The organism is Streptomyces sp. OfavH-34-F (assembly GCF_022347745.1).
Classification (GTDB): Bacteria; Actinomycetota; Actinomycetes; order Streptomycetales; family Streptomycetaceae; genus Streptomyces.
The window spans coordinates 17,814-30,089 of record NZ_JAKRGC010000047.1; the positions used below are offsets into that span (position 1 = coordinate 17,814).

Annotated in this window: 10 protein-coding genes and 1 tRNA gene; 6 read left to right on the top strand and 5 right to left on the bottom strand. The window is 70.0% G+C overall.

Features of this window, described 5'->3' with window-relative positions; all coding sequences use genetic code 11:
• Positions 1–108: 108 nt before the first annotated feature.
• Both MHW47_RS10650 and MHW47_RS10655 read right to left on the bottom strand, forming a co-directional pair.
• Entirely contained in the window at positions 109–366 is a 258-nt protein-coding gene (locus tag MHW47_RS10650; protein WP_239222428.1) for a DUF3073 domain-containing protein, read from the bottom strand.
• Positions 367–655: 289 nt separating this feature from the next.
• The gene (locus tag MHW47_RS10655; protein WP_239222429.1) at positions 656–1,747 is read right to left on the bottom strand and encodes a Glu/Leu/Phe/Val dehydrogenase dimerization domain-containing protein; all 1,092 of its coding nucleotides are present in this window, start codon (positions 1,745–1,747) and stop codon (positions 656–658) included.
• A gap of 176 nt (positions 1,748–1,923) precedes the next feature.
• Here MHW47_RS10655 and MHW47_RS10660 point away from each other — a divergent pair, with 176 nt between their 5' ends.
• Both MHW47_RS10660 and bldC read left to right on the top strand, forming a co-directional pair.
• Positions 1,924–2,769: a hypothetical protein gene (locus tag MHW47_RS10660; RefSeq protein WP_239222430.1), complete on the top strand. Its 846-nt coding sequence runs from the start codon at positions 1,924–1,926 to the stop codon at positions 2,767–2,769.
• A gap of 554 nt (positions 2,770–3,323) precedes the next feature.
• Complete coding sequence (gene bldC / locus MHW47_RS10665) at positions 3,324–3,530, top strand: developmental transcriptional regulator BldC (RefSeq protein WP_020869672.1); 207 nt, start codon at positions 3,324–3,326, stop codon at positions 3,528–3,530.
• Between the two features lie 458 nt (positions 3,531–3,988).
• Here bldC and MHW47_RS10670 read toward each other — a convergent pair whose 3' ends face one another.
• The 3 genes from MHW47_RS10670 to hrpA form a co-directional block, all read right to left on the bottom strand.
• The gene (locus MHW47_RS10670; protein ID WP_239222431.1) at positions 3,989–4,276 is read right to left on the bottom strand and encodes a DUF6274 family protein; all 288 of its coding nucleotides are present in this window, start codon (positions 4,274–4,276) and stop codon (positions 3,989–3,991) included.
• Between the two features lie 140 nt (positions 4,277–4,416).
• Positions 4,417–4,491: transfer RNA gene (locus MHW47_RS10675), tRNA-Asp, on the bottom strand.
• Between the two features lie 104 nt (positions 4,492–4,595).
• Positions 4,596–8,516, bottom strand: a complete 3,921-nt coding sequence (hrpA, locus tag MHW47_RS10680) for an ATP-dependent RNA helicase HrpA (RefSeq protein WP_239222432.1) — start codon at positions 8,514–8,516, stop codon at positions 4,596–4,598.
• Positions 8,517–8,685: 169 nt separating this feature from the next.
• Between hrpA and rfbA the strand changes: the two genes are divergently transcribed.
• The 4 genes from rfbA to mpaB form a co-directional block, all read left to right on the top strand.
• Positions 8,686–9,561, top strand: a complete 876-nt coding sequence (rfbA, locus tag MHW47_RS10685; RefSeq protein ID WP_239222433.1) for a glucose-1-phosphate thymidylyltransferase RfbA — start codon at positions 8,686–8,688, stop codon at positions 9,559–9,561.
• Complete coding sequence (locus MHW47_RS10690) at positions 9,561–10,175, top strand: dTDP-4-dehydrorhamnose 3,5-epimerase family protein (RefSeq protein WP_239222434.1); 615 nt, start codon at positions 9,561–9,563, stop codon at positions 10,173–10,175. The genes rfbA and MHW47_RS10690 overlap by 1 nt, the downstream gene beginning before the upstream one ends.
• A gap of 297 nt (positions 10,176–10,472) precedes the next feature.
• Positions 10,473–11,492 (top strand): LLM class flavin-dependent oxidoreductase, encoded by a 1,020-nt coding sequence (locus tag MHW47_RS10695; RefSeq protein WP_239222435.1) that lies wholly within the window; start codon positions 10,473–10,475, stop codon positions 11,490–11,492.
• Positions 11,493–11,642: 150 nt separating this feature from the next.
• On the top strand, positions 11,643–12,276 hold a 634-nt coding region (gene mpaB, locus MHW47_RS10700), incomplete at its 3' end, for a daptide biosynthesis RiPP recognition protein (protein ID WP_308381600.1).

Sequence of the window (12,276 nt, forward strand, 5' to 3'; positions counted from 1 at the left end):
GCCGGTCACCGGCCGCCTTCGCCTTCCCGTCCGGGACCGCGCAGGAGCGGGACAGCACAAAACCCGGTCCGGAGCAGGTCCGGACCGGGGTGATGTGTCAGCGCGAGGTCAAGCGCCGCGGCGCTTGGACGAAGGACCGGACTGGCCGTTCTCGTCCTCGTCCTCGTCGTTGTTGTACAGATCCGCGTACTGTGCGTACGGGTCATCTTCCTCGTCGTCATCCTCGAACGGCTCCGCGTTCGGTGGTTGACTCGAAGTCGATGCGCCCAGCTCACTGGCCAGACGCGACAGGTCCGTCCCGCCGGTGCTGTATTTCAGCTGGCGGGCGACCTTTGTCTGCTTGGCCTTTGCCCGGCCGCGCCCCATGGCTCGACCCCCTCGGTGACGGGGCTCGACGGCCCCAGAGTCTTGACACGCGTTCATGTTTCAGACCGGACTCTCAGCCGAGAGACCGTGCCTGTAGTGCTTCAACGGTACCTGCTTCCGCGGCCATACGGTACGCCGCCCGCATCACGCGCCCCGGAAGCGGACCCGCGAGACGCGCCGTCCTCGCTGGTCAACTGCGATTTTAACCTCTTATCGGCCGACGACCCGCCGACCGGCGTGAGTCTTGTCTCGCCGGTCGGCGGGCCGGGGCCGTACGGGGTAACGCGGCTCAGCCGCGGCGCGCCTCCGCCATGCGCTGCTCGGCGATCCGGTCGGCCGCCGCGGCCGGCGGAATGCCGTCCGCCTTCGCACGTGCGAAGATCGAGAGCGTGGTGTCGAAGATCTTCGCCGCCTTCGCCTTGCACCGGTCGAAGTCGAAGCCGTGCAGTTCGTCGGCGACCTGGATGACCCCGCCCGCGTTCACCACGTAGTCGGGCGCGTACAGGATGGCGCGGTCGGCGAGGTCCTTCTCGACGCCCGGGTGCGCGAGCTGGTTGTTGGCCGCGCCGCACACCACCTTCGCCGTGAGCACCGGGACCGTCTCGTCGTTGAGGGCGCCGCCCAGCGCGCACGGGGCGTAGATGTCCAGGCCCTCGGTGCGGATGAGCGCGTCGGTGTCCGCCGCGACGGCGACCTCGGGGTGGCGCTCGGTGATCCGGCGCACCGACTCCTCGCGCACATCGGTGATCACGACCTCGGCGCCGTCCGCGAGCAGGTGCTCGACGAGGTGGTGGCCGACCTTGCCGACTCCGGCGACCCCCACTTTTCGGCCACGCAGCGTCGGGTCGCCCCAGAGGTGCTGGGCGGAGGCCCGCATGCCCTGGAAGACACCGAACGAGGTGAGCACCGAGGAGTCGCCGGCGCCGCCGTTCTCGGGGGAGCGGCCGGTGGTCCAGCGGCACTCGCGGGCCACGACGTCCATGTCGGCGACGTACGTGCCGACGTCGCAGGCCGTGACGTAGCGACCGCCGAGCGAGGCCACGAACCGGCCGTAGGCCAGCAGCAGTTCCTCGCTCTTGAGCTGCTCGGGGTCGCCGATGATGACGGCCTTGCCGCCGCCGTGCTCCAGCCCGGCGAGGGCGTTCTTGTACGACATGCCCCGCGCGAGGTTCAGCGCGTCGGCGACGGCCTCCGCCTCGGAGGCGTACGGGTAGAAGCGGGTGCCGCCGAGGGCGGGGCCCAGGGCGGTGGAGTGGAGGGCGATGACGGCCTTGAGGCCGCTGGCCCGGTCCTGGCAGAGGACGACTTGTTCGTGTCCTCCCTGCTCCGAGTGGAACAGGGTGTGCAGGACATCGACAGGCGCGCCGGTCACATCGGTCACTGTGGTGACTCCCAAGTACGAAGCGGCGGAGACGACCCTCCTGAAGGTGGGGAGGGCCCATCGGTCCGCCCGCGTGGGTCGGCCCGATGAGCAAGAGCGTAAGTGCTACCCCCACGTAGATCTGTTTCCGTGCCGAGGATCACCCCCAAGGGGGCCGGGCGTGACACGATCACCGCATGTCGGTGGTGTCTTCGGTGCTGGTTCCCTACGCGTCCTACCTCCGGGTGTACGAGCCACTGGCGGCCTTCCCGGAGCCCGAGCGCTCCCACTGGGCCCGGTACGCGGCCCGCGACCGGATGCCCACGGCGCAGGACGAACTCCGGCGCTCGCTGGCCGACTTGGCGGCGACCCCGCCCGCCGGGGTGCCCGTGCACGAGAGCGCGGACGCGTTCGTGGCCGAGCTGGACGGCGTGGTGTGCGTGTGCCCGTGGCGGACCAGACTGCGCGGCTGGCTGGCGCTGGACGGGCTGGCGGAGCTGTTCCCCGGTCCGGTGCTGGACGCCGTGCTGCCGCCGGTGGTGCGCGGCCAGGCGCTGGCGGACCACGAGCGGTGGGCCGAGCGCCATCCGGACGCGCGGCCGTGGATCAGGTCGGCGGTGTGGCAGGTCCCGGTCCGCTGGTTCGTGCTGTTCGCGGACGAGGAGCGGGAGCACGTGGTGGCCGGGCCGGACGGGGAGCCGCCCGTGTTCCGGTACCGGACGCCGATGGTGGAGGCGCGGCGCCGGCTGGCCCGGTCGCTGCGGACGCTGCGCGAGACGATGGAGGACGGTCCGCTGACCACGGGGCTGGTGGACGTCGGGCGGTGGCTGGAGGAGTTCCACCCGCGGGCGCTGGTGGAGCTGGACTACGGCGGGCTGGTGCACGCGCTGCCGGAGCGGCAGCTGAGCGAGGACCGGAGTGCGGCCGACGTGGCGGAGGGCATCGCCGCGCTGCGGGCCGGGGAGGCCGAGCGGGCCGCCGAGGCGTACGCGCGGCTCGCGGAGCGCTGGCGGGCCGTGAGGGACCGTCAGTTCGCCAACTGAGGGCGGAGCCGTCCGATCGGGGAGCCGGTGTCACTCGTGCGGGACGGGGTGAACCTGTTGCGGGTGTGACACGTGAGGGTGAAGTGGTCCCTGTGACGCGGGAGGTGGCGGGACCTACGTCCCGAACCGGGCCTTTGCCTCAACCGTGATGGATAGCACTTACAGGGCCCTTGCGCCCTTCCCTACCCCTCGTGCCAAAATAGGACAAGGAGTCCGGCGAGGGCTCCATCCGTCCATGTATGGGCGGATCGCTCAGCATTGCACGCTATGGGGGGTCTGATGACTCCTGATCGCTCTGTGACTGATCGTCACGGTGGGGTGACTGTCCGCTATGGCATGGTCCATCGGCTTTCCGTCGCTGATGGACACCTGGGAGGGCAATTCCATCGGTTTGGCCGACGTGGCTGGACGGATGGTGTAGTTGTAGTGCCGAGGACAAGCCGTTCGTCCTATAACCGACTCGGCCCGCGTCCGCCATTTCGGGCAACGTGGGTCAAGGTGCAGAATTTAGAGGAAAGAACCGAGATGGTTCGGTTCTCCCGAGGAGGCCGCTCATGACCGCTCGCACCCCTGATGCCGAGCCGCTGCTGACCCCGGCTGAGGTTGCCACGATGTTCCGCGTGGACCCGAAGACGGTTACCCGTTGGGCGAAGGCGGGCAAGCTCACGTCCATCCGCACGCTCGGTGGGCATCGCCGGTACCGCGAGGCGGAGGTCCGTGCTCTGCTGGCGGGCATTCCGCAGCAGCGCAGCGAGGGCTGACAAACCCCCTGTCACCCCTTCACACCTGGGCTTTTGGGCCCCCCAACCCACTTGCCCACCCATAGCTCCATATGACGGGCGCCCGCCCCAACGGGCGCCGTACCCGTGCCTTACGGGTCATGTCATCCGATCGCGCTGGACTCCGCCGGGTCCAGCGCGATTTTTTGTGCCCGCGCCGGGCCCCGTACGCACCCCGCCGTTCGGCGCCGTGCCGTCCTGCGGACGCCGTCGCGGCCGGGGGCCCGCAGGGGGCGGGTGGCGGGTGGCCGGCGGGTGGTGCGGTGAAAAACGGACTGCATCCCTCCGGGGAGTGCAATTGCACATATTAAATTCGCCAGTTGTAGGAAGGGTGTAAACTCCCCCCTTCTCAAAACTGATTCAGTGACACCCGTCACACCGCATGACTGTTGCCATCTACGAGCCTGCCACTGTGAGGAAGCCGGCGGCGGTGCCGAAGGTCATGTCGTGGCGGGACTTACGTCCCCGGTCCCCGAAGCCCGTGACGGGCCTCCTCGGCGCCCCGCGGGCGTCCCGGGCGGTCCGGCGGGGATCTCGTCCGCCCCGGCGTCCGGAGGGGCCGCCGAGGGCTCCGTGGCGAGCCGCAGCAGCCGGGCGCAGACCGCGCAGCGCCGGGTCAGGTGCCGATAGCCGGAAGCGGCGGCCAGATGGGCTCTCAGCAGGGCCCGGACGTCGTGCCGGGGTGTTCTCGCGCGGACCCGCGCCGGCTCGGCCGTGGTTGTCCCCATCGCGCCACCTCCCGGTGGATGCGCGCCGCCCCCGCTCCGGGAATCCGGGGACGGGCCCTGGTTTCTGAGTACTCGTCGGCGGAGTCCGGAGTCAAGACGCGCGAAGGCCCGGATTCAGGGAATCCGGGCCTTCGGTACTGCGGTCCTGACGGGATTTGAACCCGCGGCCTCCACCTTGACAGGGTGGCGAGCACTCCTAACTGCTCCACAGGACCAGGTTTCGCGGCCTTCCTCGCGTCCGGCTGCGAAAACAGACTGTACAGGAGTCCGGAGGGTGCGGTCGAACTCACTCCGGGTGCCGGAGCCGCTACGCCCGTCCTCAGGGGGCGGCGGCGTCGATGGCCTTCACGATGCGCTTGTCCGAGACGGGGAACGCGGTGCCCAGGGCGTGCGCGAAGTAGCTCACCCGCAGCTCCTCGATCATCCACCGGATGTCCAGGACCTCCTGGGGGACGGGCCTGCCCTTCGGCAGCTGCTCCAGCAGCCAGGCGTACTCGTCCTGCATCTCGTGGACCTTCTCCATGCGCGTGGTGTCGCGCTGGACGTTGGTCGGCATCTGCTGGAGCCTGCGGTCCTCGGCGACCAGGTAGCGCATCAGGTCGGGCAGCCTGCGCAGCCCGGTCGCGGTGACGAAGCCGGGCGGCATCAGGCGCGCCAGGTGGTCGCGCACATCGGTGACGTTGTTGATCAGGACCAGGCTGTTGGTGGTCTTGAGCCGGCGCTCGCACGCCTGCCAGGCCGCCAGGATCTGCTGCACCTGGCCGATCGTGCGGACGGTCAGGTCCACCAGGTCGGCGCGGACCTTGTCGAACAGGGTCCGGAACGACGCCTCGTCCCAGGCGGGCCCGCCGTGCGCCGCGATCAGCCGGTCCGCGGCCGCCGTCGCGCAGTCGTCGAACAGGGCCTGGACGGAGCCGTGCGGGTTGCGGGACAGGGCCAGCTTCTGCTGGTTCGTCAGCGTGTCCGAGGCGAACTTCGCCGGGTTCACCGGGATGTTCAGCAGGATCAGCTTCCGGGTGCCGCGCCACATCGCCTGCTGCTGCTCGGCCTCGGTGTCGAAGAGGCGTACGGCGACGCTCTCGCCCTGGTCCACCAGCGCCGGATACGCCTTCACCGGCTGCCCGGCCCTGCGCGTCTCGAAGACCTTGTCCAGCGTGCCGATCGTCCAGTCCTTGAGGCCCGAGCGCTCGACGGACTCGCCGCTGGGGCCCGCGGTGGCCGCGGCGGCCTTGGACAGGGCCTGACGGGCCTTCGGGCGCAGCCGCAGCCGCAGCGCCTCCAGGTCCTTGTCCTCGGCGACCCTGCGGCGCCGCTCGTCCACGATCCGGAACGTGATCTTGAGGTGATCCGGAACGCGGGCCAGGTCGAAGTCGTCCGCGGTGACCGGGACGCCGACCATCCGCTGGAGTTCGCGGGCCAGGGTCACCGTGAGCGGCTCCTGGAGGGGGACGGCCCGGTCCAGGAACTTGGCGGCGTAGTTCGGCGCGGGCACGTAGTGCCGGCGGATCGGCTTGGGCAGCGAGCGGATGAGTTCGGTGACGACCTCCTCGCGCAGGCCGGGGATCTGCCAGTCGAAGCCCTCCGCCGTGACCTGGTTCAGCACCTGGAGCGGGATGTGGACGGTGACGCCGTCCGCGTCCGCGCCGGGCTCGAACTGGTAGGTCACCCGGAATTTGAGTCTGCCCTGCCGCCAGGAGTCCGGGTAGTCGTCCTTGGTGACGGCCCCGGCCTTCTCGTTGATGAGCATCGAGCGCTCGAAGTCGAGCGCGTCCGGCTCGTCCCGGCGCTTGTGCTTCCACCAGGAGTCGAAGTGGGCGCCGGAGACGATGTGCTCCGGGATGCGCTGGTCGTAGAAGTCGAACAGCGTCTCGTCGTCCACCAGGATGTCGCGGCGCCGGGCGCGGTGCTCCAGCTCCTCCACCTCGCCGAGCAGCTTGCGGTTGGCGTGGAAGAACTCGTGGTGGGTGCGCCAGTCCCCCTCGACCAGGGCGTTGCGGATGAAGAGGTCCCGCGAGGTCTCCTGGTCGATACGGCCGAAATTGATCTTGCGCTGGGCGACGATCGGTACCCCGTACAGGGTGACCCGTTCGTAGGCCATGACCGCGGCCTGGTCCTTCTCCCAGTGCGGCTCGCTGTACGTGCGTTTCAGCAGGTGCTGGGCCAGCGGTTCGATCCACTCCGGCTCGACCCGGGCGTTGACCCGCGCCCAGAGCCGGGAGGTCTCCACCAGCTCCGCGGACATCACGAACCGCGGCTGCTTCTTGAACAGCGCGGAGCCCGGGAAGATCGCGAACTTGGCGCTGCGGGCGCCCAGGTACTCGTTCTTCTCGGTGTCCTTGAGCCCGATGTGCGACAGCAGCCCGGCGAGCAGCGAGGTGTGCACCGACTGCTCGGGCGCGTCCTCCTCGTTCAGGGAGATGCCCATCTGCTTGGCGACCGAGCGGAGCTGGGCGTAGATGTCCTGCCATTCGCGGATGCGCAGGAAGTTGAGGTACTCCTGCTTGCACATCCGGCGGAAGCTGGAGGAGCCGCGCTCCTTCTGCTGCTCGCGGATGTAGCGCCACAGGTTGAGGAAGGCCAGGAAGTCGGAGGTCTCGTCCTTGAAGCGGGCGTGCTGCTGGTCGGCCTGCGTCTGCTTGTCGGAGGGCCGCTCGCGCGGGTCCTGGATGGAGAGCGCGGCGGCGATGACCATGACCTCGCGTACGCAGCCGTTGCGGTCGGCCTCGACGACCATCCGGGCCAGCCGGGGGTCCACCGGGAGCTGGGAGAGCTTGCGGCCGAGCGGGGTGAGCCGCTTCTTGGGGTCCTTCTCCGCGGGGTCGAGCGCCCCCAGCTCCTGGAGGAGCTGGACACCGTCGCGGATGTTGCGGTGGTCCGGCGGGTCGATGAAGGGGAACTTCTCGATGTCGCCGAGGCCGGCGGCGGTCATCTGGAGGATGACGGAGGCCAGGTTGGTCCGCAGGATCTCCGCGTCCGTGAACTCCGGGCGGGTCAGGAAGTCGTCCTCGGAGTACAGCCGGATGCAGATGCCGTCCGAGGTACGGCCGCAGCGGCCCTTGCGCTGGTTGGCGCTGGCCTGCGAGATGCGCTCGATCGGCAGCCGCTGGACCTTGGTGCGGTGGCTGTAGCGGGAGATGCGGGCGGTGCCCGGATCGATCACGTACTTGATGCCGGGCACGGTCAGCGAGGTCTCGGCGACGTTCGTCGCCAGAACGATCCTGCGTTCGGTGTGGCGCTGGAAGACGCGGTGCTGCTCGGCGTGCGACAGGCGCGCGTAGAGGGGGAGCACCTCGGTGTGGCGCAGGTTGCGCTTGTTGAGGGCGTCGGCGGTGTCGCGGATCTCCCGCTCGCCGGAGAGGAAGACCAGGATGTCGCCGGGGCCCTCGCCCTGGAGCTCGTCCACGGCGTCGCAGATGGCGGTGATCTGGTCGCGGTCGGCGTCCTCGGCGTCCTCTTCGAGCAGCGGCCGGTAGCGGACCTCCACCGGATACGTGCGCCCGCTGACCTCGATGATCGGCGCGTCGCCGAAGTGGCGCGAGAAGCGCTCCGGATCGATGGTCGCGGAGGTGACGACGACCTTCAGATCGGGGCGCCGGGGCAGCAGCCGGGCCAGGTAGCCCAGCAGGAAGTCGATGTTCAGGGACCGCTCGTGGGCCTCGTCGATGATGATCGTGTCGTAGGCCAGCAGCTCGCGGTCCGTCTGGATCTCCGCGAGGAGGATGCCGTCCGTCATCAGCTTGACGAAGGTCGCCTCCGGGTCCACCTGGTCGGTGAAGCGGACCTTCCAGCCGACCGTCTCGCCCAGCGGGGTCTTCAGTTCGTCGGCGATCCGCTCGGCCACCGTGCGCGCGGCGATCCGGCGCGGCTGGGTGTGCCCGATCATGCCCCGGACGCCCCGGCCCAGCTCCATGCAGATCTTGGGGATCTGGGTGGTCTTGCCGGAGCCGGTCTCACCGGCGACGATCACGACCTGGTGGTCGCGTATCGCCTCCAGGATCTCGTCCTTCTTCTGGCTGACCGGGAGCTGTTCGGGATAGGTGACGGCGGGCATCCGCTCGGCCCGCCGGCTGAGCCGCCCGGCCGCCTTGTCCGCCTGCGTGGCGATCTCGTCCAGCACGGCCCGCTGGGCCTCGGGCTTACGGATGCGGCGGGCTCCCTCGAGGCGGCGGCCGAGCCGGTTCGCGTCGCGGAGGGAGAGCTGTGCGAGCCGGGACTGGAGATCGGCGAAGGAAGTAGACATACGGACCCCAGGATCTCACCCGGGCCGGAGGAACGGCGAACCCATTTCCCGCGGTGCCGCGGCCCGCCGGAGCCTGGTGGCGGGCCCGCCCGGACATTAGGATCACGCGCAACTCGGACCGGAAGGGATACGGGGCCGGCCGCCGCAGGGCGCGCCCCCCTCGGTGACGATGCGCGGAATACTCCTCGCCGGTGGTACGGGTTCCCGCCTGTGGCCGGCCACGCGGGCGGTGTCGAAGCAGCTCCTGCCGATCTTCGACAAGCCGATGATCTACTACCCGCTGACCACGCTGGTGCTGGCGGGCGTGCGCGAGATCCTGATCGTGACCGGCCCCGACGACCGGGAGCACTTCCGCCGGCTGCTCGGCGACGGCTCCCAGTTCGGGCTGCGTCTGGAGTACCGGGTGCAGGAGCGCCCCGAGGGGATCGCGCAGGCGCTGGTGATCGGCGCGGACTTCATCGCGGACCAGCCGGTGGCGCTCGTGCTCGGCGACAACCTCTTCCACGGCGCCGGTCTCGGGACGCGGCTGCGGCAGTACGCCGATCCGGTGGGGGCGCGGATCTTCGCGTACCGGGTCGCCGACCCGTCGGCGTACGGCGTCGTGGAGTTCGACGAGGACGGCACCGCGCTGTCCATAGAGGAGAAGCCGGTGCGGCCGCGCTCGCGGTACGCGGTGCCCGGTCTCTACTTCTACGACAACCGCGTCGTCGGGATCGCGGGCGGTCTCACCCCCAGCGCGCGGGGGGAGCTGGAGATCACGGCGGTCAACGAGGCGTACCTGCGGTGGGGCGAGCTGAAGGTGACCCCGCTCGACCGGGGCGCGACCTGGCTGGACGCCGGGACGTTCGCCTCGATGGTCGGGGCGTCGGAGTACGTGCGGGTGGTCGAGGAGCGGCAGGGGCTGAAGGTCGGCTGCCTGGAGGAGACCGTGTGGCGGTGCGGGCTCATCGACGACGCGCGGCTGCGCGAACTGAGCGCGCCCCTGCTGGCCAGCGGCTACGGCCGCTACCTCCTGGACCTGCTGGACGAACGGGGCACGGGCTGATGGAGGTGCGGGCGCTGGGCATCGAGGGGGCCTGGGAGATCCGGCCGCCGCGCCGCACCGATCCGCGCGGGGTCTTCCTGGAGTGGTACCGCGCCGACGTGCTCGCCGGGGCGGTCGGCCATCCGCTGCGGCTGGCGCAGGCCAACCTGTCGGTGTCCGCGCGCGGCGTGGTGCGGGGGGTGCACTACGCGGACGTGCCGCCGGGGCAGGCCAAGTACGTGACGTGTGTGCGGGGCGCCTGCCTGGACGTGGTGGTGGACCTGCGGACGGGCTCCCCGACGTACGGGCGCTGGGAGGCGGTGCGCCTGGACGACGAACGGCGGGCGGCCGTGTACCTGGCGGAGGGGCTGGGGCACGCCTTCTGCGCCCTGGAGGACGACACGACGCTCAGCTACATGTGCTCGGAGCCGTACCGGCCGGCGGCGGAGCACGCGGTGCATCCGCTCGACCCCGGGCTGGCCATCGACTGGCCGGTGGAGCGGCCCGTGCTGTCGGAGCGGGACCGGGCGGCGCCGACGCTGGAGCGGGCGCGGGCGTCGGGGGCGCTGCCGGAGTACGCGGCATGCCGTGCTTACGCCGCCGGACTCCGGATAGCGAACAGTTCTGCCGAATGAATTCCGTTTACATGTTCCGCTCCTGTTGGAGCAGCGGATTCCGCTTGTAGGCGTCCCCCTTGCGGAAGCGGCCGCGAAAGGGTCCGTGCGGCCGCTCGGCGGCCGTCGGCACGCCACCTTTTGTCCGGTTTAGGGGGTGATCATCTTGGGATGGTCCATGATCAGTTGCGCTATTCCGTTGAATCGGACAATCGGTGATCTTCTTCCGCTTCAATACAGACTCTTTACACCTCTTCACGTCGGTGCCATGATTGGCGCACGTCGAGAGCGTGATGGAAATAACACGAACATCATGTGATGGTTGTGTTCATTCCGGGGGCGGTCGGGGCACGTAATCATCGGGGGTTCTTCGTGACTGGCTATTCGGTTCTGGTGCCTTTCTTACCGAGGCGCCCCGAGCAGTTGCTGCCTTATGCGGGCCTGGTCCAGTGGACGCGGGCCGAGCGCCTGTGGCAGGGACAGGCGCTGTATGTGGAGCCGCACCAGGGCTTCACGCACGCCGCCGGCGCGGGATTCCGGGTGCCGGTCGGGTTCGGCGTCACGCTGATGCCGCTGCGCCATCCGTACGAGGCGGCCCTGCAGGCGCGCTCCGTGGCGCTGGCGACGGGGCAGCCGGTGGTGGCCGGCTTCGGTCCAGGCGGGCGCTCGATGCAGCGCAGCCTGCTCGGTGCGCCGTACCGCAGTCCGCTGACCGCGGCCCGCGAGTACCTGACCATCGTGCGCGGGCTGCTCGCCAACGAAGTCGTGGACGTACAGGGTGAGTTCGTCTCGTTCCAGGGCGCCCTGCCCGCCTTCCCCGCCCCTCCCGTCGAGCTGGGACTCGGCGTGCTCAGGCCCGGAATGGCCCGTCTCGCGGGGGAGATCGCCGATGTGGCGATCACCTGGCTGACCCCCGCTTCCTATCTCGCCGACACCGTGCTGCCGGCGCTGCGCGAGGGAGCCGCGCGAGCGGGCCGGCCGGTGCCCCGGCTGACCGCGATCGTGCCGGTGGCGCTGGAGCACGAGGGGCGGAGCCCGGACCGGATCGCGCTCGCGAGCAACGCGGCGCATCTGCGGGGCCCCCATTACATCGACATGCTGCGCCGGGCCGGCGTGGGCGTGGGCGGTGAAGACGTCGAGGCCGACGCGAAAGCAATCGTGGCGGGCGGCGCATTTCTCAGCGGTGATACCGGGCAGGTGCTCGATCAATTGCGGGCCTATGAAAAGGCGGGCGTTGACGAAGTGGTGCTGAATGTGACCGGGGTATTCAATGCCGTCGGCGCGCAGGAAGCGATGTCCGATCTCAAGAAAATTCTTTCTGCTCTTCCTTCCGTTTAGGTTCCGGATTTTATTTCTCCGGGCATGGTGTGCGGTGTCGTGTCGTGCCGTGCCGTGCGCCCGTGAGAACTGTTTCGTGCGAGTCATTACTGCGTCTCATTGCCGCGTCATTGAGGAGGGTGTGTCATGTCCGCGCTAAAAGTGCGCCTGATGAGCTGGTCGACAGGGCGTGCGACCACGGAACGGGGCGCGCCGCGCGCCGCCGCCGGCACCGTGGTGCTGGAGGACGCCGCCCACCTGGACGCCCTGCTCGCCTCGGACGCGGTGGACGACGACACCATGATCTTCGTACCGGGCGAGGCGGGCTCCGCCCCCGCGCCGGGCGAGGGCCCCGCTCTCGTCGCCTACGAGGGCTCGCTCTCCGAGCCGGGCACCGAGTTCACGCACGACCCCGGCTTCTACCTCCAGATCCAGGCGTACGGCATCAGCGAGTACATGTCGATCGTCGGGCCCACGGTCGTCCGGGTGGCGGACGAGGGCGACTTCGAGGCGTACCTCAACGACGCCGACCGGGCCTACGAGGAGGGCGGCTTCGCCGACTTCCTCACCAACCCGGCCATCCAGCTCGCCGACCTCCCCGCGCTCGGCGCCGGACCGGCGGGCGACGGCCCCGGACTCCGGCTCCACGCCGGACCCACGGGGACGCTGTCCACCTCGCCCGGCGGCACCCCGCTCGGCACCGTGGGCGACGGCTTCGCACAGCTCACCGAGGCGTGGACGCGGGCCAACGCGGGGTCCGAGGCGCCGTGCGCCGTCTGCCTGGGCGCCGCCGTCCCCGAGCCGG

What these genes read in the sequence shown, in the direction of transcription:
- hrpA (WP_239222432.1), bottom strand. Translation starts at nt 8,516, where the DNA reads ATGTCTACTTCCTTCGCCGATCTCCAGTCCCGGCTCGCACAGCTCTCC.
- MHW47_RS10660 (WP_239222430.1), top strand. Translation starts at nt 1,924, where the DNA reads ATGTCGGTGGTGTCTTCGGTGCTGGTTCCCTACGCGTCCTACCTCCGG.
- MHW47_RS10690 (WP_239222434.1), top strand. Translation starts at nt 9,561, where the DNA reads ATGGAGGTGCGGGCGCTGGGCATCGAGGGGGCCTGGGAGATCCGGCCG.
- MHW47_RS10670 (WP_239222431.1), bottom strand. Translation starts at nt 4,276, where the DNA reads ATGGGGACAACCACGGCCGAGCCGGCGCGGGTCCGCGCGAGAACACCC.
- bldC (WP_020869672.1), top strand. Translation starts at nt 3,324, where the DNA reads ATGACCGCTCGCACCCCTGATGCCGAGCCGCTGCTGACCCCGGCTGAG.
- MHW47_RS10650 (WP_239222428.1), bottom strand. Translation starts at nt 366, where the DNA reads ATGGGGCGCGGCCGGGCAAAGGCCAAGCAGACAAAGGTCGCCCGCCAG.
- rfbA (WP_239222433.1), top strand. Translation starts at nt 8,686, where the DNA reads ATGCGCGGAATACTCCTCGCCGGTGGTACGGGTTCCCGCCTGTGGCCG.
- MHW47_RS10695 (WP_239222435.1), top strand. Translation starts at nt 10,473, where the DNA reads ATGGTTGTGTTCATTCCGGGGGCGGTCGGGGCACGTAATCATCGGGGG.